The following is a 19992-nucleotide window of genomic DNA, read 5'->3' as shown; positions in this document are numbered from 1 at the left end:
AGACCTATCATTTATTACTGTTCTTTGAAAAATTAAAACATACCTATGAGACGTTTGAAATGTTCAACCGTACGTATTCGAGTATTCAAAACATACTTTTGGGAGGAGACCGATTGATAGGATGCCCGTATCATAACGATGGCATTGTGTTAGGTTCCAAAGGGCAACTTAGTTATTGTGCACCAAAATCGAAGGAGATTGGTAACGCATTGGAAGGGTCTTCACAAAACATCTATAAAGAACAGTTTGCCGAAAAAGAACGGATACTTAGAGAAAACTGTAGCAGTTGCATTCACGATTATCACGCGCCTATCACGCCACGTGAAATAGCAATTGAAAAGAATAAAGAACTTTATGCTAAATACCTGAACATAGAGTACGCTCAAAAAATTGTCTCCATAGCCAGATGGATCAAGAAAATCCCCAAAGTTGCATCCAAAACTCGCATCTTTATTGTGGGCTGGTATGGTACTGAAACCGTAGGGGATAAGGCAATTTTGGGAGGCATTGTGGATCATTACAAAAACCTGTATTCCAATGCTGAATTTGTTATCGGAAGCATCTATCCTTTCATAACAGAAAGAACCTGTATGGAATTAGCGATAGATGCGAAAGTGGTCTCTACAAAAACCTTTGATCTATTGGCATATGCCAAGAGCTCTGACATTATCGTAATGGGCGGTGGGCCTTTAATGGATATCAATGAATTGTTTGTTCCTTTATTAGGATTCAAAGTAGCCAAAGCCTATAAAAAGAAAACTGTTGTCTTTGGTTGCGGTATTGGTCCCTTAAAGTCTGAAAGATTTGAAACTGCCGTAAAGGATATTCTAAAACTTAGTGACCAAATAAAGTTAAGAGACAAGCAGAGTATCGAAACGGCAAAAGCGTATGGAATTGAGAAAGAGATCGAGTTTTTCGGAGATCCTGCTAAAAAGTATCTAACAAAGATCAATGCCACTTTAGAAGTAGAGAAGGAGAACATTCTTAGCTGTTATCTGCGCGAGTGGACTTTTGAATATTTTAATGGTACCAAAGACGAATTCATAGTTGCGAAGCACAAGTTAGAAGAAGGTCTCGCAGCACTCATTAAAGAACAGGCCGATGAATTGGGCGTTGAGAGGATAGAATTGCACCATATGCACAATTTTGTAATTGGTAACGATGATAGAGATTTTTCACGTTATTTCATTCAAAAATATTTTAAAGACGACAAACGTATCTATTTCAATAAACGATTATCTACCGTAGCGAATATAGCGGAGTCCATGAAAAGGTCTCGTCTCAATATTTGCATGCGTTTTCATTCCGTCTTATTTGCACACACCTTGGAAACCAATTTTATTGCCATAGATTATACGCTAGGAGGCAAGATATTGAATTACCTAACCGATAACGAAAGCCTAACGCACCTTATGAAGGTAGAGGATATCTTGAATAAAAATATACAACCACATGATATGTAAGGTGTGCCAAACAGACATCAAGCCCAAATTATTATTTAAAAATAAGGGTAGTTTTGGAAACATTCACCGATGCCCGGAATGTAAAGTCGCCTTTGTATTTCCGCAACCCACAGATGAGGTTTTAAATACCTACTACAATGGCATGTATTCTGATCTCACTGTTTCATTTGATGAAAAGAAGATGACATGGGCAGCACACTCCATGCAAGGGTATTTAGATGTTTTAAAAAAGTTGCGTATTTCACCTGACAGCACCACAACATTTTTAGACCTTGGCGGAGGTTTGGGGTATTATTCAAAGGCGGCAGCTTCTCATGACCTGCATGCCATTTTAGTTGAAAAAGATCCGGTTTCAGTTCAATTTGCCAAAGAACATTTACAACTTGAGAATATTATTGAGAAGGATTTATCTGAATTCTTTAGCACTAACAAAGAGCGCTACGATATTGTTTTTTTTAGACACGTGATCGAACATGTTACAGATCCCACCGCAGTTATGGAAGGGATTTCCAATATTGTTAAACCAAACGGCTTATTAATTATTGAAACTGATAATAATGCCGGTATCGAACTTTTAATTAAAGGAGGTGTTCGAAAATTCTATCTCGATCTATATAAAAAGAATTTCCAGAATGTGTCATTTTTGAATCTCTTGTTCAAGCGACCATTTGCAGTTGATCCACCGCGGCATTTATTTGGTTTTAGAATGAATAATTTAGCGGGATTGCTGGAATCCAATAATTTAAAGCCAAAAGAAAAAGTACATTATCGTCTGGGGCATCCGGTGTATTGGCCAAATATTCCATCCCCAAAGGCGAAGAATATAATCAAGTCAATCTTAAAATTAAGAATAAGGAAAGCCCTGGCGCTAAGTGTGTCTTATGCCAACCTACTCTTTAGAAAACTCTTGCAGGCATTAGGTCTTTCTTCGGGAATTTGTATTTACGCTCAAAAACAACCCAAATGAAAGTACTACTTGTAAATACATTTGACAGTGGCGGTGCCGCGAACGCGTGTTTGCGTTTGCACGCCGGGTTATTACGAGCAGGAGTTCAGTCAAAAGTGTTGCTGCGTGAACAACAGAAGAAAACACATCAAGTATTTGTGTACCAACCCCAGCCAAAAAGGAAAACCAAAAACCAAAAGTTCATAACTAAGATCAAATCGCTATTAAAGCGATTCGGTATTTTACATGTTGATCCAAACGATAAAAAAGTTCAGTTCCTTAAGGAAAGGGATACACGTTTGGAATATTTCAGTTTTCCCGATACACCATTCGACATTACGAATTCGCCTCTGTACCAAGAAGCGGATATCATCCATCTGCATTGGGTAGCTGAATTCTTGGACTTTGAAACTTTTTTCAGGAAGAATACCAAGCCAGTTGTATGGACGTTCCACGATATGAACCCTTTTTCGGGAGGAGAACATTACGAGGAAACCTATTTGGGCATGAATGAAGATGGCTTCCCCATGGATCGTATGGTATCTAAGGAAGAACAAAGCATTTTTAAAAAGAATACAGCCTTAAAACAACGCGCCCTGAAAGGTGTGGCTAACTTACATATAGTGACACTTTGTAGATGGATGTATAATGAAGTAGGCAAAAACAGCTTCTTCCAGCGCTATCCCAGAAGCATCATTCCTAACGGAATAGATTCTTCAGTTTTTAAAAACAGAGATCGCTCGGACGCAAGAAAACTTCTGAATTTACCTTTGGATAAAAAGGTCATTTTATTTGTAGCCGATTCTGTGGACAAGACTCGTAAGGGATTTGCTTTTCTACAAAAAGCTTTTGATCTCATGGATGATGAAAAAATTATTCTATGTTCAATAGGAGGACAAGCGCAAGCAATGACGGGTAACAATCAATACATTGCCTTGGGACGAATTGAAGATGAGATTACCATGAGTCACGCCTATTCTGCAGCAGATGTATTTGTGATACCCTCACTCATGGACAATTTGCCGAATACCGTTCTTGAATCCCTCATGTGCGGTACACCGGTTATTGGCTTTCCGGTTGGTGGGATTGTTGATATGGTGCAACACGGAAAAAACGGTTATCTTACAAAGGAGAAAAATGCAGAATCCCTTCGCAGAACGATAGTACAGTTTTTAAATGAAGGACAAAATCTCAATCGAGAACAGATAAGAAATGAGGCGATGCATACCTACGATCAAAATGTACAGGTTGAGAATCATTTGCAATTATATAATACGCTGTTAGGTAAGAAACAGATCACCACTCCATGAAAAAGCTGGTAAAAAAAATACTGCGAAAAGCAGGGTATAAGGTTTCCAAGATCGAGCCGAGACCGCCTCAAAAGAAAGTCGTTTCCCGGGGGAATCCTTTTTCAACCCGCGAAGCGCTGCAACGGTGTAAACAACGAAACCTACCCATACAGACCGTGATAGACGTGGGTGCATCCGACGGTCGGTGGTCGGCCGAGTGTATGGCTGCCTATCCGGATGCCCACTACTTTTTGGTGGAGGCCCAACAGGAGCATCTCCACGGGCTGCAACAGTTTGCCGCCACACATGCGAACGCCTCGTTTGTACTGGCGGCCGCAGGGAAAGCGAACGGGACTATCTATTTCAACAATGCGGAGCTCTTTGGAGGCATTGCTTCCGAAACCCCGTTTGACGAACACTCCATTGAAGTGCCTGTGATATCCTTGGATTCTGAGATCGAGAAAAGAGGATTGCAGCCCCCCTTTCTGTTAAAGCTCGATACCCATGGCTTTGAAGTTCCTATTTTGGAGGGGGCCGAACAGGTGATCTCACAAGCGAATCTCATCATTATTGAAGCGTATAATTTTAATATCGAATCTAACAGCCTTTGCTTTTGGGAGCTCTGTGACTACATGCAGAAATTGGGTTTTCGTCCGTTGGAAGTGGTCGATCTTATGGCGCGGGAATACGACGGGGCCTTTTGGCAGATGGATATCTTTTTTATCAAGAAGGACGACCCGACATTCCGTTATATCAAATACAAGTAATGCAGCAGCACTATCCAAAGATATCAGTCGTAACGCCCAACTACAATCAGGGTGCCTTTTTGGAACAAACCCTGCGTTCGGTCCTGGATCAGGGATATCCCAATTTGGAGTATATTGTGATGGACGGTGGCAGCACGGACGATTCGGTTACGATCCTAAAGGAATACCAAGATCGTTTACACTATTGGGTAAGTGAAGCGGACGAAGGCATGTACCACGCCCTCAACAAAGGATTTCAGAAAGCTACAGGCGAGATCATGTGCTGGATCAACAGTGATGATGTACTGTGGGAGGGCTCCTTACAGTTTGTGGCCGAGGTCTTTACACGCCACCGGGAAGTTTCATGGCTGCAGGGATACCCCTCGGTGATCGACGAAAAGGGAGTACTGCTGTTTCAGCGCGATCCCGTGGCGACAAAAGCTTATTTTTACAGCTACCAATACCGAAAAGACTTTTCCTTCATTCAGCAGGAATCTACCTTTTGGCGCAGGTCCTTGTGGGAAAAGACAGGGGGGCGATTGGATACAGCCTATCAGGTTGCAGCCGATTTTGAACTATGGCTGCGGTTCTTTCAGTACAAACCCATGTATTGTACCAAAAGACAACTGGCAGCCTTCAGAAAAAGAGAAGGTCAGAAATCCGCAGACGCAAAGAATTATATGGAAGAAGCAGACCGTGCCGTTCACAGCCACCTCAAAAGAATGTCGTTTGTAGAAAGAATACGGTTGAAATGGGTAAAGCAACGTAAGAAGACGAGAGCAGCCACAATTAATTGGATTGAAAATCTATGATAACATTCTCCATCATCATACCCACGTTTAATTCTGAAGAAAGTTTGTCGGTTTCTTTGGCGAGTATTGCCAATCAGACGTTCAAAGATGTTGAGGTGTTGATCATGGACGGAGCCTCTACAGACGATACGGTAGCCGTAGCCAAATCCTTTCAAGAATCTCTTCCGAACTTGGCAGTATACAGTGAAAAAGATACCGGTATTTACGATGCGATGAACAAAGGTATCCACTGCTCAAATGGTGCTTGGTTATACTTTATGGGCAGCGATGACCGCTTGCATGCCGATGATACCCTTGAAAAACTCAATACGATACTTTCTGAAACAAAGGCCCATGTGGTCTATGGCAATGCAGAAATCGAAGGGGATACAGGGTGGGCGAACGACGGAACGCTGTACGACGGTCCGTTCGATCTTCCAAAACTGCTCAATAAGAATATTTGCCATCAGGCCATGCTGTACCGGTCCCGATTTATAAAAGATGTGGTCGGTCTGTTTGATACACGCTATCGTGTCGTATCCGATTGGGATCTCAATTTAAGATGTTGGGCGAGGTCTCCCTTTCAATACATAGACCAAACCATTGCCTATTTTGCCGCCGGAGGAGTTTCAACGGAAGGTATCGATGAAGCATTCGCTAAGGACAGAGTCGATAATATCCTACGGTATTTTAACATTGGTCTCTTTAATGCCTTGGTCAATACACCTATGTTTCAATGCTATCACGAAGTCAAAAGAAGGCAACGTGCACAGGCACCTTTACGATATTATTTTAGTAAAATGTTACAAAAATAACCCGTAAATTATACCCAATTTGAAGAACCGGCTAAAGAAATATATACGAAAGAAAGTGAAGTCCCTCTACGAGAATCGTATAGGTTCTTTCTTTTTCAAGCAACAGGGGTACTGTCCCTGTTGTGAACAGGATGTGGTATTCATTTCACGGCATCAGTGGTTACGGGATTATTTTAAATGTACGCAGTGCGGCTCCATTCCAAGAGAACGGGCATTAATGCTTACGATCATGGCGCAGTATCCTCAGTGGAAACAACTAACGATCCACGAATCCTCACCGGGAAACAGTGGCCATAGCAAACGATTAAAGAAAGAAGCCGAATCGTATCTGGAAACACAGTTTTTCTATGGGGAAACACCGGGAGCCATCGTCAAGGGCGTACGAAACGAAGATCTGGAGCAACAGACGTTCGAGGATGAGCGTTTCGATCTCGTGATCACCTCCGACGTGATGGAACATATTTACGAGCCCGACAAAGCTTTTAAGGAGATCCATAGAACCCTTAAGCCCGGCGGGGCACATATTTTCTCGGTACCGTTGATCAACAGATTCAAACCCACCCAGCGCTGGGCCACCAAAGGGGCTCAAGGGGAGCCTGTATTCCTCTTTGAACCCGAATGGCACGGTAACCCGGTGGACCATAAGGGGTCTCCCGTGACCATGCACTGGGGATATGACATTGTTGATTACATTAAGGAACACACAGGAGCCGAATGTGAAATCGTCTATTACGACGATCTGGATCATGGTATACGAGCTGAGTTCAGAGAGATCATTGTCGCTAAAAAACCAAGAATTTGAGTAAAAGAAGAGCCATAGCCTTTGTGTTACCGCAATTCCACCCCATTCCGGAGAACGACGCGTGGTGGGGCAAGGGATTCACCGAATGGACCAATGTCACCAAGGCACGTCCCTTGTTCGATGGTCATTATCAGCCGCAGTTACCTGCCGATCTCGGTTTCTACGATCTGCGTTTACCCGAGGCCAGAGAGGCACAGGCAAACCTCGCAAAGGCATACGATATCTACGGGTTTTGTTACTACCACTACTGGTTCAACGGAAAACGATTGCTTCACAGACCACTCGACGCTATGTTAGAGCTAGGGAGACCCGATATGCCTTTTATGTATTGTTGGGCCAATGAGAACTGGACCCGACGGTGGGATGGGCAAGAACAGGATATCCTCATGGAACAGACCTATTCCAAAGAAGATGATAAAGCGCACATACGCTGGCTGTGCGAAAACGTGTTTAACGATAAAAGATATATTACAGTGAAGGGTGCTCCGGTCTTTATGATCTACCGGCACAGTCTGTTTCCCGATATCAAAGAAACCTTGGCCTTATGGCGTACCATTGCAGTGGAAGAATACGGTTTCCCCGGCCTTTATCTGTGTATGACGGAAAGCTTTAATACCCATGATGACCCCACAGCGTATGGCTTTGATGCGGCTGTGGAATTTTCGGCGCATGCCATCCTGTCTTACGACTGTGCACCCAAACACAAGAGATCCTTCTTTAAAAAAGAAAAGCATCAACTATCGTTCAAGGATTTTGAAAAAGGGGTACAGGTTTCTCTGGCAAGGCAACAACCGGAATATCCGTTCTTCAGATCGGTAACACCTGCCTGGGACAATACACCAAGAAAAGGGATTCATGGTACCGTGGCAGTAGGCAGCAGTCCCGAGCTGTATAAAAAATGGCTGGAGGAAGCCATTCGGAAATCGGTAGTGTACAGTGAAGATGAGAACTTCATCTTTATCAATGCCATGAATGAATGGGCCGAGGGCAATCATTTGGAGCCCTGTCGAAAGTACGGGCTGTCTTATTTAGAAGCGACAAAAAGCGTATTAGAAAACTATACATAATGATGGTCTCTATTATCGTCCCAAATTATAATCACGAACCGTATCTCAGGCAACGGCTGGATTCTATTTTTAATCAGACGTACAGCGATTTTGAAGTGATCCTTTTGGACGACTGCTCCACAGATAACAGCGTAGCTGTATTACAGGAATACGCGAACAGACCTCAGGTATCACATTTCATCGTCAATGAAACAAATTCAGGCGGTCCCTTTAACCAATGGAAAAAAGGGATAGCACTGGCCAAGAGCGATTATGTATGGATTGCAGAAAGTGATGATTATACCGACGAAGCGTTCCTCGAGACCTTAGTCCCTTATTTCCAAAAAGAGGTTGGGATCGTTTTTTCAGGCTTGGTCATTGTGGAAGATAAAGAAAGCAAGGAATACATTGCGCTGGATGAAGGTTACCATAAGGGCACCGCGTTGCTCAGCACAGAAATGATCACCGGCAATCTATTTATCAACGCCAACTGTGTGTTGTTCAATAAGAAGTTCGTAAGTAAGCGTCAGTTAGCACATATTTGTAATTTTAGGATCTGTGGGGACTGGTCGCTCTGGAATCACATACTCACCAAAGCCAATGTCTATTTTGTAAACCAACCGCTCTCGTATTACCGAAAGCATCATACGGCTACGACCGAAGGCCTGTATAATAATGAAGTATTTTACAGAGAGGCCGTGCGGGTGTCCCGTGTATGTATAAAGTCCTTAGGGAACTATTACCATCATAATGCAAGAGCTATACGGTTTTACAGTGATCTGGTTCGGAAGTCCACCCTGTCGGAAACGGTCAAGTCATCACTGTTACAACACATCGAGGCTACGTTCAAACCGAATTACTATATGAACTTGTTTCGAAGGGTGGTACGGAAACTCAAAAGGACACCCAACTGATAAAAAGGATACAGCAACCTAATTGAATAAACCAAAACGACATTGCAAGCACCCGTTCTCTATTTGATCTTTAACAGGCCCCTTGAAACCAAGGAGAGTTTTGCGGTGCTCCAAAAGGTGCAACCCAAGAAGTTATACATCGCTGCCGACGGTCCGCGTCGTACCGTTGCGGGAGAAGCAGCAGTTTGTGCTGAGGTTCGGGACTATGTACGGACCCATATCGACTGGGATTGTGAGGTACGAACCTTGTTTCGGGAAGAGAATTTAGGATGCGGAAAAGCGGTACAAGGGGCGTTGGATTGGTTTTTCGAAACAGAAGAAATGGGTATCATCCTGGAGGATGATATCATCCCACATTCTTCTTTCTTTTCGTATGCATCAACCCTCTTACACCGGTACCAATACGATACTGACATCTTTTCGATCAATGGTTGCAACATGGGCTACGAGAACAAGGAGCATCCCTATGGCCTTACCCGTTATTTCAACATGTGGGGATGGGCCACATGGAAACGATCGAACCAATTGGTGCATGATACCTGGCAGCGCGTATCGTTGCAGGAGGACTTTACCCACGGGTCAAGCTTGCTCAACGCTCTGAAACTCGACACCCGATGGCCGCTGGAGGAATGGTATGCCTTATGGCGCGGTCACTTTAAGCGGGTGCTCCACGGCAAGATCGATACTTGGGATTATCAGTGGGTCTATACCTGCCTGAAGAACGAGCGGTACGTGATACGCCCGAATGTCAATTTGGTCACGAATATAGGCTTTAACGAAGCCGCCACGCATACCAAGAAGATGGAAGGATTGGATGCGCAGTCACTAACAGTAGCGTCCATCGATGTCCAGGAAACAGGAACTTTTGTTCCTCGTTTGGATCCTAATTACGAGAAACGCTTTGTAGCGGAAAAATGGCAACATCTTGCTATTGACTATACGTTGCTTCTAAAGAAGGTGCGTAAAAAGTGGGAACGCCTGGTCACTCGTCAAACATAGGGACTATTCACCAAACTCGAATTTAAAACAGTCTATCTCCTCTTTAAATAATGTATAGACCAAGTCTTTGGTTTCGGGGTCGTACGCATCTCTGTAATCAGTGTATGCATACGAGTTTAGTCGCGGTAAGGTACTGTCAGCGATGGCAAGCCTGTCGCAGACTAGTGCAAAATCGTCGTTTAGATTCTCAAAACGCCCAATAAAATCGATATCAGCCATTCCTTTATCTGTACGGATATACCGCAATTGGGAAAGGCTTTTCGCGTCAACTTTTTGCTTTACAAATTCCTTAAAGCTTAAGGGATTCACATCCATTTGATATTTCTTTTTATGAAAAAAATCATCTTTCATGATCATGGTATACCATGAATACGTTCGTGACCATGAGTTTCTAACAAAGGTGAATTTATAATAGTCTTTAAATTGTCGTGGGGTAATATCCGGTTCCAAGGCATGTTTCAAATTGTGAAGCACTCTTTTGAAATTATTTCGTTTCACAGCATACATTGATTTTTGCAGGTAGCGTATCCTGTTGGCGCTGTCTTTAATTTCCTGCAATGTTCTGTGATCCTGCACGCCAAAGGTCAATTCGTCGAAATGACCTAATTTCTTTTCAATACTGGTTCCGGCAGTCTTCGGGATGTGAATGTATATACATTGATGTTCTTTCGAGATCATAGTGTTAAATTACCGGCAGTGCTAAAATAGGTAATCTTATATAAAAAAGTATATTTACAAGACCTTACATCAGTACACCTCTATGTTAAATAGGAAAAGAGAACGCAGTAACGCACCATGGTAAAACTTTCCATTATTACAGTAAATTATAACAACGTTCATGGTCTGGAGCGCACGATTAAAAGTGTGATGACTCAACAAGCCAAGGACATTGAGTTTATAGTGATCGATGGAAAATCTACCGATGACAGTGTCGCGCTGCTTGAAGGCCATGACGAGCACATTTCCTATTGGTCCAGTGAACCCGATAACGGCGTGTATGATGCCATGAACAAAGGGATCGCCACAGCAACCGGCACCTACGTACTCTTCCTGAACAGTGGAGACCATTTCCACAATGACACCAGTGCTGCCACCATGCTACCGCACTTGGACGGGCATGATCTTATCGCTTTCGACATTCAGGTAAAAGGGGATGGGACCGACTACGTAAAGGCACATCCTGACGTTCTTCAATTTTCTTACCTCTATCATAAGACCTTGGCGCATCAATCGGTATGCATCAAACGAACCCTGTTTGACACTTCCGGGGGGTACGACACGAGTCTTCGTATCACTGCCGACTGGAAATTCTTTTTGGATGCACTGGTTCGGAAACAGTGCAGTTATAAGGCAGTGCATACTGTTGTAAGCGTTTACTATCTGGATGGAATGAGTGCCACAGCCCAAGGAACCAATATCCGGAAGCAAGAACGCAAGAAGGTACTTGCAGAGGAATATGGATTCTTTCTGAAAGATTACCGCAAACTAGAACAATTCCAACTACATCGATTTAAGATGTTAGCCGCACTGGAAGCATCGGGGCCGGGTCGAAAGGTTGTATCGGCAGTACTTCGGGTGCTATTGTTCCTGTTCACGGGAAAGAAACTACGTGACCTAAAATGAATATGATCCTTTTGTAATGATCCCAAAGATTCTACATTATTGCTGGTTCGGGCCGCATCCCAAAAGTGCGGTGGCGAAGCAATGCATGGAAAGCTGGCGTATCCATTGTCCGGATTACGAGATCAAAGAGTGGAATGAGACGACAAGCAAGCCTTATCTGCAACCTTTTGTCAAAGATGCCCTGCGCAAAAAGCGCTATGCATTCGCTGCCGATGCGGTACGTGTGCAGGCACTCTTGGAACATGGGGGTATCTATTTGGATACCGATATGCTGTTGTTACAGTCTCCGGATCGCCTGCGTACCTATGATTTCTTTTCAGGCTTTGAGGTCCCCGACCGGGTCGCCTACGGATGCTTCGGCGCCGTTTCCGGGCATCGCTTCCTTCAAGCCATGTGCGATTTCTATGCCGACAAGCGTTTCGATGGCTTTAACCCCCCCGTGATCACCCACACCTTTAAGGAGCTTATTGCACAAGACCGACTTGCTTCCAACGAGCGATTATTCGATTCCGATGTATTCTATGCCTTGCCCTATGACCGCAAGGATGAGGCGCATACAGCATTTACAACGCCTAACAGCATTGCCGTCCATTTATGGGACCACTCTTGGGCCCGACAAAAGAACGAATCGGTAGGGCAATTACTGGCCCATTTAGGTACGGTTCTTACCGATTACCTTGGGTATGGCTATCCTTTTTCTTATTTTCAGCGGTACGGACGGGAGTTCAGTCGTAAATTGTATCACCGTCTGCGTCATAGCGCATCCGCATGAAAGTCTTACACATCACCACATCGTCCCGGGGAGGGGCCGGGATCGCGGCCTGGCGACTGCATACGGCTTTGCGGGCCGAAGGCGTTGCGTCAGGCTTTCTGGCCAAGGACCGCTGTGTGAACTTTGAGGGCGCAGAGGTAGAGGATCCCTTCTTTGCCTACCAGCGCCCGTCCCAAAGTAAAAGGATTTTACGAAAGCTGGGGCATTGGATGTATCCTTCGGAAGCCCATTTGCTGGAAGCGAACTTGCGCGACCGAAAACATTTGCTACACTACGAACACGTAAGCCTGCCCTATTCAAAATTCGAGCTGCAAGAGCATCCGTTGGTACAGGAAGCCGATGTACTTCATTTGCATTGGGTGAGCGGGATTCTGGATTACGAGCGGTTCTTTACGGCGAATACCAAACCCATTGTGTGGACCCTTCACGACCGTAATCCGTTCTCGGGGCTGTTTCATTACAAAAAGGATGAAGTAGGTAATGCGCCTCGCATCCCTCGCTTGGAAGCACGGGTGCGCATTCATAAACGAAAAGCTTTGTTACATATCGATAATGGGGCTATTGTGGCACCGTCACAGTGGCTGTTGGAAGCCGCGCACGACAGTGGGGTCTTCGATCACATTTCGCTTCAGAAATGTATTGCCAATCCTGTGGATCCGCTTTTTTTTACTGAAAGCAAGACGGAAACCGTAAGACAGTCGCTTGGGATCGATGCAGATACCTTCGTGCTGTTACTGGTTGCCGGCAGTTTGGACATTCCCAGAAAAGGCATACAGCTATTCTTAGAGGCGCTGGAAGCCCTTCCGAAGCTATCGCTCACCGTATTGACCGTTGGGAAGGGAAGCATAAACACAAAACACGAAACCCACACCGTACACTCGGTAGGGATGGTTTCCTCACTTGAAGCCCTGCGGGACTATTACCATGCGGCCGATACTGTGGTGTTGCCCAGTACCGAGGACAATCTACCCAATGTCATGTTAGAGTCCTTTGCGTGCGGGACACCGGTGATCGCCTTTCGGGTGGGTGGGATGAAAACGCATGTTAAGAAAGGTGTTACCGGCATGTTGGCCAAAGAGGTCACGGCCAAAGCACTCGCTAAGAAGATCAAAAAAATGGCGAAGGAACACCATCGTTACGAAGCCGGCACCGTTTCGGCCTATGCCAAAGCACATTTCGATCCGGCTCAACAAGGACAGCAGTATCATGAACTCTATCAAAAACTCGTCAGCGCCCCATGAAAAAAACACTTCAGCACTTCCTGAACAGGCTGCCTTATATTAGGGGGCTGCACACACAGGTCGAGACCTATAAAAAGAATGCCTGCTATCCTCCCGGGCATTATTACTCACCCATTGTATCGGTAGAGGAAGTGAAGGCCAGGGAAGAGGATATTTGGAAGGGTCTCCACACAGACGGTATTCCGGGCATTGCGCTGAATACTGAGGCGCAAAAAGCCCTCGTACGGTCCTTCGCTGCTTATTATGCCGAGATGCCTTATGGCGCTGGTACGCAAGAAGGACTGCGCTATCGTTTTGACAATCCCATGTACACCTATACCGATGGGATCTTTCTGTACAGCATGTTGCGACACCTTACGCCCAAACGGATGATAGAGGTAGGCTCGGGCTACTCTTCTTCACTGATGTTGGATGTGAACGAACTGTTCTTTTCCAATGCAATGGAACTGACGTTCATAGAGCCCTATCCCAAACGCCTTTTGGATACCATTTCAGAAGAAGACGCCTCCCGTAGTACCTTGCTGGAAAAGAAGGTGCAGGACGTACCCCTTTCGTTCTTTGAAACCTTGGAAAAGGGCGACATCCTGTTTATTGACAGTACTCATGTTTCAAAGTGCGGTAGTGATGTGAACTACATCCTGTTCGATATCTTACCGGTCCTTGCGCCGGGTGTCTTCATTCATTTTCACGATATCTTTTATCCGTTCGAATATCCCAAGGGCTGGGTCTACGGCGGAAGGAATTGGAACGAGAATTATATACTGCGCGCTTTTCTAATGCATAATGAGACCTACAGCATTCGCTTGTTCTCTCATTATTTACACCAACATCACAGCGATCTGTTCGAGGCATTGCCCTTGGCCCGAAAGAATGCCGGCGGGAATCTATGGATCGAAAAAACAGCATAGTAAGATGAAGTATCCGGTTTCTGTCATCACAATAAATTACAACAATGCCAAGGGCCTTGAGCAAACGATCGCATCGGTATGTCAACAAAAGCTGGAGCCTATAGAATACATTGTGATCGACGGTGGCTCTACCGACGGCAGCGTGGCGTTGATCGAACAGGCGTCCGACCAAATTGAGTATTGGGTGAGCGAACCCGATGAAGGGATTTACCATGCCATGAACAAAGGGATAGCGAAGGCGCAAGGGGAGTACCTGCTGTTCCTCAACAGTGGGGATGTTTTGACTAGCCCCCAAGCGTTATCCGATTTTATGTCGCACCCCTTGTTCAAAGGGGATATCATTTACGGGGATTATCTGTTTGCAGATGGTGAGAAGCGCTACCCCGACCATTTACCACCCTGGTATTTTATGAAAACCTCTCTGCCGCATCAAAGTACGCTCTTTAAGCGCTCGGTCTTCGAAAGGATGGGGGGCTATGACACTAGTTATGCCATTGCGGCCGACCGTGCTTTTTATCTGCAGTGTTTTCTTACGGAGGATATCGTCTTTACCCACCTGCCGTACTTCCTAACCTTGTTCGATCGCAGCGGTCTTAGCAATGATCCTGCCTATATCACACAAAAGAAAGCCGAGGACGAGCGATTGCTTCGAACGTTGTATGGTGATGATTACGAAGCACACAAGGCTGCGGTTATCGCCGAGCAACGTGCCAATCGCGCCAAACGCAATACGGTAACAGGACTCTTAAAAAGGGTGCTCAATAAATGGAGAAGATCATGAGCAATCCACAGGTAAGCATTATCATCCCCACCTTTAACCGTCCCGAATTCCTGGCGCTCACCTTGAAAAGTATCGAGGCACAGTCCTATGCCCACTACGAAGTGTGGGTGATCGATGACGGCACGCCCGGAGAAACCAACAAGCAGCTGTGCGCCGCTTTTCCTAAAGTACATTACCTAAAGATCGAAAATAGCGGTGGGCCCGCCCGCCCGCGTAATGTAGGGATCGATCGCGCCAAAGGAGCGTACATCGCTTTTGTAGATGACGACGACCTATGGCCTCCACAAAAACTGGAACAGCAGGTGGCACTACTGGAGGCCAAACCGGAATACGGTTTGGTACACGGCTATTGCACCGTCATTGATACCAACGGAACCCCTACCGGCACTAGTATAGGTCGTCCCGGCAGCCCCGAAGTGAAACATGGGGATGTGAAGGGCCGTATGGCCGGACAATGGACCTTGATGACACCTACGGTCCTGCTTCGCAAAGATGTGGTGAAAGCAGTGGGCTATTTCAATACCAACATGGCACAGGCCGGCGAAGACACCGAATACTGGACGCGCTGCTCCTTCCATACCCGCTTCTACTATCTGGATAGCTCTTTGGCCTTTTATCGGAAGCATGACAGCAGCAGTGTTAAGAACACCACGCACTATGTAGATCTTCCATTGCATTTACAGCGATGTGTGGACAAGGCATACGCCGAAGGGCATCTTACGAAAGCACACTATCGGCAACTGAAGCGACAGCTGGTGATCAAACAATTAAAGGAATACAAAGAGCAACCGTGGGGAAGTTTTCTGCGACTCTTTAGGTTGGATCCTTTTTGGTTTCTTACATTTGGGAATCTCAAGGTGTTAGGCAAAATACTTTTGAAGAAACGAAAATAAACCCCATGCGTGTAGGACTCAATCCTGTAAAAGATCAGCAAGAAGCAGAGACAACCTATTACCATCAGGTAGTGGTGCCGGTCTATATCCCGGATGAGGAAGGGTACTTTGAGCACGGTGTTACCATTTTAAAATACTGTCTCGAATCCCTCTTTAAAACTTCCCACCCACGCACTTTTATTACCGTTGTCAATAATGGAAGTCATGAGGGGGTTGCGGAGTATTTGGAGACCTTGTATAGGCAAGAGCAGATCCATGAGTTGATCCATACCCGCAACATCGGGAAGATCAATGCCGTTTTCAAGGGCAGTAGCGGCCACCGATTTCCGCTGGTGACCGTCTCCGATGCCGATGTCCTTTTTTTAAATGGATGGCAGGAAGCCACCTATGCGGTTTTTAAAGAGTTTCCAAAGACCGGCTGTGTGACCACCACCCCCAACCCGAAACTATTGAAATACCATACGGCTCCCATTCTGGGACGGTATCTTTTTTCAGGGAAATTACGGTTCGTACCCCCAAAAGACACGGAGGCACTCACGCACTTTGCAGAAAGTATTGGTGCACCCGACTTCTATAGATCGTGTCATATGTCCAATGTCCTTCGCTTAGAAGGCAAAGAGACCCATGCAGTGCTGGGCGCGGGACATTTTGTCGCAACCTATCGCGGACATTTGTTAACAGAACAAGAAGTGGCATATTCCGAATATAAATTGGGGGGTCTAAGCGTGCGGCAGCATCTCGATCAACCTGTGGCCGATCAAGGCTATTGGCGTCTCGCAACCGAAGCCAACCACACCTATCACATGGGGAATGTGGCAGAAGCCTGGATGCTGGAACGGCTCCGGCAATTGGAGGATGATAGCAACCATGAAATTCCATTACCGGAGCTGGGCACATCCCGACGGGGCGTACGAACACGAATAGGACGTTGGATGGTAGAAAAACTCCTGCTTCGGAAGCCGTTCTGGACCTGGTTCCTGCAACAAAAAGGACTGTCAAAAAAGGATGCAGCATGCTATTCGAATTAAAAGTATATATGTTTTTCCGAAGATTTCTTCGGAAGTATTTAAATGTTACCTTTGAGATTATCTAACCATATGCCTTTGATTTTCACCATAGCCGAAATAGGTCAGGCCCATGAGGGCAGTTTAGGAATGCTCCATGCATACATCGATGCGGTGGCAAAGACAGGCGTGAATGCGATCAAGTTCCAAACCCATATCGCCCATGCAGAGAGCAGTATTCATGAACCTTTCCGGGTTCGGTTCTCTACCCAGGATGCAACCCGTTACGACTATTGGAAACGTATGGAGTTCACACCCGAACAATGGGTAGGCATTGGGGAGCATTGCAAAGCGGCAGGCCTTACCTTTATAAGCAGTCCGTTTAGTAATGCGGCGGTGGATGTGCTGGAACAGGCCGGTGTGGAATACTACAAAGTGGGAAGCGGTGAGGTTACCAATCTGCTGTTGCTGAAGAAGATCATAGCCACCGGAAAACCCATTTTGGTCTCGAGCGGCATGAGTTCGCTGGACGAATTGGATACTACGGTCGCTTTTCTGAAAGAACACAAGGCGAATTTTTCGCTCTTACAATGCACTACAAGCTATCCCACACAACCCGAACAATACGGACTCAATATGATAGCGGAGCTCAAGTCCCGTTACGAGGTGCCGGTAGGTTTTTCGGACCATTCGGGGACTGTTGCCGCCGGCATCGCAGCCGTGGCTCTGGGTGCCACACTCCTGGAATTCCACGTGGTCTTCCACAAAGATCAGTTTGGACCCGATGTAGCTGCGTCACTCACCATGGAACAAGCCGAACAACTGGTGCAGGGTGCGGAGGCTGTTGCCACAGCCCTGGCGCATCCCATCGATAAGACCGATGTGCGATCGTTTGAAGAACTAAAGACCATTTTTGAGAAATCATTGGCGGTGAACAAATCATTACCCAAAGGACACCGACTTACCTTCGATGATCTTGAAGCAAAAAAGCCCAAAGGATACGGTCTTGACGCTTCACACTTTGAAGCCGTATTGGGACGCACCTTGTCCCGGGACCTGAACGCCTGGGATTTTTTAACCGAAGAAGATCTGGATTCATGAATAAGACCCCACGAAAGATATGTGCCGTGATCACTGCTCGACCCTCCTACAGCAGGGTGAAGACGGCGTTGCAAGCCATCAAAGAACACCCCGGATTAGAATTACAGTTGGTGGTGGCCGGTTCGGCCTTATTAGATCGTTACGGGACAGCCGTTCATTTTATAGAGAAGGATGGATTTACCATCCATGAAAAAGTATTTATGGTATTGGAAGGAGAAAACAAGACCGCTATGGCCAAGACCACGGGCCTAGGGGTGATGGAACTCGCCAATGTCTTTTACAATCTGCAACCGGACGCAGTGATCACCATCGCCGATCGTTTTGAGACCATCGCTACCTCGATTGCAGCGGCCTATCAAAACATTCCCTTAGTGCACCTGCAAGGGGGTGAGGTCACGGGTAATATCGATGAAAAGGTACGGCATGCCAATACCAAATTAGCCGACATTCATTTTGTGACCTCAGAGGATGCGAAAGCGCGTGTACAGAAAATGGGAGAGGATGCGGCGTATGTGTTTAATACCGGCTGTCCGTCCATTGATATCGCTGCCCAAGTCCTTCAGGATCCTACAATGGATTTCGATCCGGTCACCAAATACGGTGGGGTAGGAGGTCCTGTGTCGGCCTCGGGGGATTACCTGGTCGTCATGCAACATCCCGTCACCACCGAATACCATCAGGCAAAGGAAGATGTCCAAAAGACCTTACGGGTGATCCACGAACTCAAGATACCCACCTTTTGGTTCTGGCCCAACGTAGATGCGGGATCGGACGGTACGTCGAACGGTATCCGCTCCTTCCGTGAAAAATACAATCCGCAGCACATCCGGTTCCTGAAGAATATGGAACCCATCGATTTCTTAAAACTACTGCTTCACAGCAATGTGCTGGTGGGCAATAGCAGCGTAGGCATCCGTGAATGTTCGTTTCTCGGTGTTCCGGTGGTGAACATTGGCACCCGACAGAACCGCAGACTGCGCGGAACCAATGTCATTGATGTGGCTTATGACGAAGCGTCCATCAAAGAAGCCATCGCATCCCAAATGAGCCAACCTCGTAACAGCCGAAGCGCTGTCTACGGGAACGGCGACAGCGGAAAGAAGATCGCCGATCTATTGGCCACCATCGATCTGCGTTTTCATAAAACCATCACCTACTAATGCGTATTCTGGGACTCATACCGGCACGAGGCGGGAGTAAAGGGATTCCGCATAAGAACCGTAAGGAATTGGGCGGAAAGCCTTTACTGCAGTATACCATAGAAGCGGCGAAGAAAGCAAAAAGTCTCGATCGCGTCATTTTTTCTTCCGAAGATGCTACACTTAGGACGCTTGCACATTCCCTAGGAGTCGATGTCCCCTTTGAGCGTCCGGCCCATTTAGCCGAAGACCATTCAGGTTCCTTAGCGGTCGTACAGCACGCCTTAGAGACCATGGCAGAACAAGGCGATCGTTTCGATGCCGTTTGTTTGCTTCAGGTGACCACGCCGTTTCGCACGGCTTCAGATATTGATGCCGCCATCGAAAAATTCAAGAAGGACAAGGTAGACACCCTGCTTTCTGTTCAGAAAGTGCCCCACCAATACAATCCGCATTGGGTCTTTACCCCTTCCGAAGCAGGACAACTAACCATCTCTACGGGTGATACCACCATCATAAAAAGAAGACAAGAACTGCCGGATGCCTATATCCGCGATGGAGCGATATACATCACCAAGACCGAAGTGATCCTGAAGCAGGATTCCTTGTACGGTTCCCGGATAGGATGGATCGAATTGGATCCCGAACGACATGTAAATATCGATACGCCGGAAGATTGGGAGCGGGCCGAACAACTTTATAAAAAACTGTATTTTTAG

Annotated in this window: 21 protein-coding genes; 20 read left to right on the top strand and 1 reads right to left on the bottom strand. The window is 46.1% G+C overall.

Annotated elements, in window-relative coordinates; translation table 11 throughout:
* The 10 genes from AACZ11_RS10540 to AACZ11_RS10495 form a co-directional block, all read left to right on the top strand.
* Window positions 1-1463: polysaccharide pyruvyl transferase family protein (locus AACZ11_RS10540; protein WP_290628728.1), on the top strand; the 1463-nt coding region annotated here is incomplete at its 5' end.
* A complete protein-coding gene (locus AACZ11_RS10535; protein ID WP_290628729.1) occupies window positions 1453-2430 on the top strand; it encodes a class I SAM-dependent methyltransferase in 978 nt (325 codons plus the stop codon). The genes AACZ11_RS10540 and AACZ11_RS10535, both read left to right, overlap by 11 nt.
* Entirely contained in the window at window positions 2427-3719 is a 1293-nt protein-coding gene (locus AACZ11_RS10530; protein ID WP_290628730.1) for a glycosyltransferase, read from the top strand. Before AACZ11_RS10535 ends, AACZ11_RS10530 begins: the two co-directional genes overlap by 4 nt.
* The gene (locus AACZ11_RS10525; RefSeq protein ID WP_290628731.1) at window positions 3716-4465 is read left to right on the top strand and encodes an FkbM family methyltransferase; all 750 of its coding nucleotides are present in this window, start codon (window positions 3716-3718) and stop codon (window positions 4463-4465) included. The genes AACZ11_RS10530 and AACZ11_RS10525 overlap by 4 nt, the downstream gene beginning before the upstream one ends.
* Entirely contained in the window at window positions 4465-5256 is a 792-nt protein-coding gene (locus tag AACZ11_RS10520; protein WP_290628732.1) for a glycosyltransferase family 2 protein, read from the top strand. The genes AACZ11_RS10525 and AACZ11_RS10520 overlap by 1 nt, the downstream gene beginning before the upstream one ends.
* Window positions 5253-6050 (top strand): glycosyltransferase family 2 protein, encoded by a 798-nt coding sequence (locus AACZ11_RS10515; RefSeq protein WP_290628733.1) that lies wholly within the window; start codon window positions 5253-5255, stop codon window positions 6048-6050. The genes AACZ11_RS10520 and AACZ11_RS10515 overlap by 4 nt, the downstream gene beginning before the upstream one ends.
* 19 nt (window positions 6051-6069) lie before the next feature.
* Window positions 6070-6852 carry a class I SAM-dependent methyltransferase gene (locus AACZ11_RS10510; protein WP_290628734.1) on the top strand — a complete coding sequence of 261 codons (783 nt, stop codon included), beginning with the start codon at window positions 6070-6072 and terminating at the stop codon, window positions 6850-6852.
* Window positions 6849-7919: a glycoside hydrolase family 99-like domain-containing protein gene (locus tag AACZ11_RS10505; protein ID WP_290628735.1), complete on the top strand. Its 1071-nt coding sequence runs from the start codon at window positions 6849-6851 to the stop codon at window positions 7917-7919. The genes AACZ11_RS10510 and AACZ11_RS10505 overlap by 4 nt, the downstream gene beginning before the upstream one ends.
* Entirely contained in the window at window positions 7919-8812 is an 894-nt protein-coding gene (locus AACZ11_RS10500) for a glycosyltransferase family 2 protein (protein WP_290628736.1), read from the top strand. The genes AACZ11_RS10505 and AACZ11_RS10500 overlap by 1 nt, the downstream gene beginning before the upstream one ends.
* A gap of 42 nt (window positions 8813-8854) precedes the next feature.
* Window positions 8855-9811 carry a nucleotide-diphospho-sugar transferase gene (locus tag AACZ11_RS10495; RefSeq protein ID WP_339832393.1) on the top strand — a complete coding sequence of 319 codons (957 nt, stop codon included), beginning with the start codon at window positions 8855-8857 and terminating at the stop codon, window positions 9809-9811.
* 3 nt (window positions 9812-9814) lie between these two features.
* On the opposite strand, the gene AACZ11_RS10490 is transcribed toward AACZ11_RS10495, so the two are convergent.
* The gene (locus AACZ11_RS10490; protein ID WP_290627221.1) at window positions 9815-10489 is read right to left on the bottom strand and encodes a sulfotransferase family 2 domain-containing protein; all 675 of its coding nucleotides are present in this window, start codon (window positions 10487-10489) and stop codon (window positions 9815-9817) included.
* A 117-nt stretch (window positions 10490-10606) separates the two neighbouring features.
* Here AACZ11_RS10490 and AACZ11_RS10485 point away from each other — a divergent pair, with 117 nt between their 5' ends.
* The 10 genes from AACZ11_RS10485 to AACZ11_RS10440 all read left to right on the top strand — a co-directional run bounded on the left by AACZ11_RS10485 (window position 10607) and on the right by AACZ11_RS10440 (window position 19992).
* Window positions 10607-11434, top strand: a complete 828-nt coding sequence (locus AACZ11_RS10485) for a glycosyltransferase family 2 protein (RefSeq protein WP_290627219.1) — start codon at window positions 10607-10609, stop codon at window positions 11432-11434.
* Window positions 11435-11450: 16 nt separating this feature from the next.
* Window positions 11451-12206, top strand: a complete 756-nt coding sequence (locus AACZ11_RS10480; RefSeq protein WP_290627217.1) for a glycosyltransferase — start codon at window positions 11451-11453, stop codon at window positions 12204-12206.
* Window positions 12203-13447 (top strand): glycosyltransferase, encoded by a 1245-nt coding sequence (locus AACZ11_RS10475; protein ID WP_290627215.1) that lies wholly within the window; start codon window positions 12203-12205, stop codon window positions 13445-13447. Before AACZ11_RS10480 ends, AACZ11_RS10475 begins: the two co-directional genes overlap by 4 nt.
* Window positions 13444-14355: a class I SAM-dependent methyltransferase gene (locus AACZ11_RS10470; RefSeq protein WP_290627213.1), complete on the top strand. Its 912-nt coding sequence runs from the start codon at window positions 13444-13446 to the stop codon at window positions 14353-14355. Before AACZ11_RS10475 ends, AACZ11_RS10470 begins: the two co-directional genes overlap by 4 nt.
* A 4-nt stretch (window positions 14356-14359) precedes the next feature.
* A complete protein-coding gene (locus AACZ11_RS10465) occupies window positions 14360-15136 on the top strand; it encodes a glycosyltransferase family 2 protein (RefSeq protein WP_290627211.1) in 777 nt (258 codons plus the stop codon).
* Window positions 15121-16029: a glycosyltransferase family A protein gene (locus AACZ11_RS10460; RefSeq protein WP_290627209.1), complete on the top strand. Its 909-nt coding sequence runs from the start codon at window positions 15121-15123 to the stop codon at window positions 16027-16029. The genes AACZ11_RS10465 and AACZ11_RS10460 overlap by 16 nt, the downstream gene beginning before the upstream one ends.
* 5 nt (window positions 16030-16034) lie before the next feature.
* The gene (locus AACZ11_RS10455) at window positions 16035-17057 is read left to right on the top strand and encodes a glycosyltransferase family A protein (RefSeq protein WP_290627207.1); all 1023 of its coding nucleotides are present in this window, start codon (window positions 16035-16037) and stop codon (window positions 17055-17057) included.
* 69 nt (window positions 17058-17126) lie between these two features.
* Window positions 17127-18134 carry an N-acetylneuraminate synthase family protein gene (locus AACZ11_RS10450; protein WP_290627205.1) on the top strand — a complete coding sequence of 336 codons (1008 nt, stop codon included), beginning with the start codon at window positions 17127-17129 and terminating at the stop codon, window positions 18132-18134.
* On the top strand, window positions 18131-19294 hold the full coding sequence (neuC, locus tag AACZ11_RS10445; protein WP_290627203.1) for a UDP-N-acetylglucosamine 2-epimerase: 1164 nt from the start codon (window positions 18131-18133) through the stop codon (window positions 19292-19294). The genes AACZ11_RS10450 and neuC overlap by 4 nt, the downstream gene beginning before the upstream one ends.
* Window positions 19294-19992: an acylneuraminate cytidylyltransferase family protein gene (locus AACZ11_RS10440; protein WP_290627201.1), complete on the top strand. Its 699-nt coding sequence runs from the start codon at window positions 19294-19296 to the stop codon at window positions 19990-19992. Before neuC ends, AACZ11_RS10440 begins: the two co-directional genes overlap by 1 nt.

It is taken from the genome of uncultured Altibacter sp., assembly GCF_963972995.1.
Classification (GTDB): domain Bacteria; phylum Bacteroidota; class Bacteroidia; order Flavobacteriales; family Flavobacteriaceae; genus Altibacter.
This window is presented reverse-complemented; position numbering and strand designations above follow the sequence as displayed.

Coding starts and splice junctions, on each gene's coding strand:
- AACZ11_RS10535 (WP_290628729.1), top strand. CDS start 1,453: ATGATATGTAAGGTGTGCCAAACAGACATCAAGCCCAAATTATTATTT.
- AACZ11_RS10530 (WP_290628730.1), top strand. CDS start 2,427: ATGAAAGTACTACTTGTAAATACATTTGACAGTGGCGGTGCCGCGAAC.
- AACZ11_RS10525 (WP_290628731.1), top strand. CDS start 3,716: ATGAAAAAGCTGGTAAAAAAAATACTGCGAAAAGCAGGGTATAAGGTT.
- AACZ11_RS10520 (WP_290628732.1), top strand. CDS start 4,465: ATGCAGCAGCACTATCCAAAGATATCAGTCGTAACGCCCAACTACAAT.
- AACZ11_RS10515 (WP_290628733.1), top strand. CDS start 5,253: ATGATAACATTCTCCATCATCATACCCACGTTTAATTCTGAAGAAAGT.
- AACZ11_RS10500 (WP_290628736.1), top strand. CDS start 7,919: ATGATGGTCTCTATTATCGTCCCAAATTATAATCACGAACCGTATCTC.
- AACZ11_RS10490 (WP_290627221.1), bottom strand. CDS start 10,489: ATGATCTCGAAAGAACATCAATGTATATACATTCACATCCCGAAGACT.
- AACZ11_RS10485 (WP_290627219.1), top strand. CDS start 10,607: ATGGTAAAACTTTCCATTATTACAGTAAATTATAACAACGTTCATGGT.
- AACZ11_RS10480 (WP_290627217.1), top strand. CDS start 11,451: ATGATCCCAAAGATTCTACATTATTGCTGGTTCGGGCCGCATCCCAAA.
- AACZ11_RS10475 (WP_290627215.1), top strand. CDS start 12,203: ATGAAAGTCTTACACATCACCACATCGTCCCGGGGAGGGGCCGGGATC.
- AACZ11_RS10470 (WP_290627213.1), top strand. CDS start 13,444: ATGAAAAAAACACTTCAGCACTTCCTGAACAGGCTGCCTTATATTAGG.
- AACZ11_RS10465 (WP_290627211.1), top strand. CDS start 14,360: ATGAAGTATCCGGTTTCTGTCATCACAATAAATTACAACAATGCCAAG.
- AACZ11_RS10460 (WP_290627209.1), top strand. CDS start 15,121: ATGGAGAAGATCATGAGCAATCCACAGGTAAGCATTATCATCCCCACC.
- AACZ11_RS10455 (WP_290627207.1), top strand. CDS start 16,035: ATGCGTGTAGGACTCAATCCTGTAAAAGATCAGCAAGAAGCAGAGACA.
- AACZ11_RS10450 (WP_290627205.1), top strand. CDS start 17,127: ATGCCTTTGATTTTCACCATAGCCGAAATAGGTCAGGCCCATGAGGGC.
- neuC (WP_290627203.1), top strand. CDS start 18,131: ATGAATAAGACCCCACGAAAGATATGTGCCGTGATCACTGCTCGACCC.
- AACZ11_RS10440 (WP_290627201.1), top strand. CDS start 19,294: ATGCGTATTCTGGGACTCATACCGGCACGAGGCGGGAGTAAAGGGATT.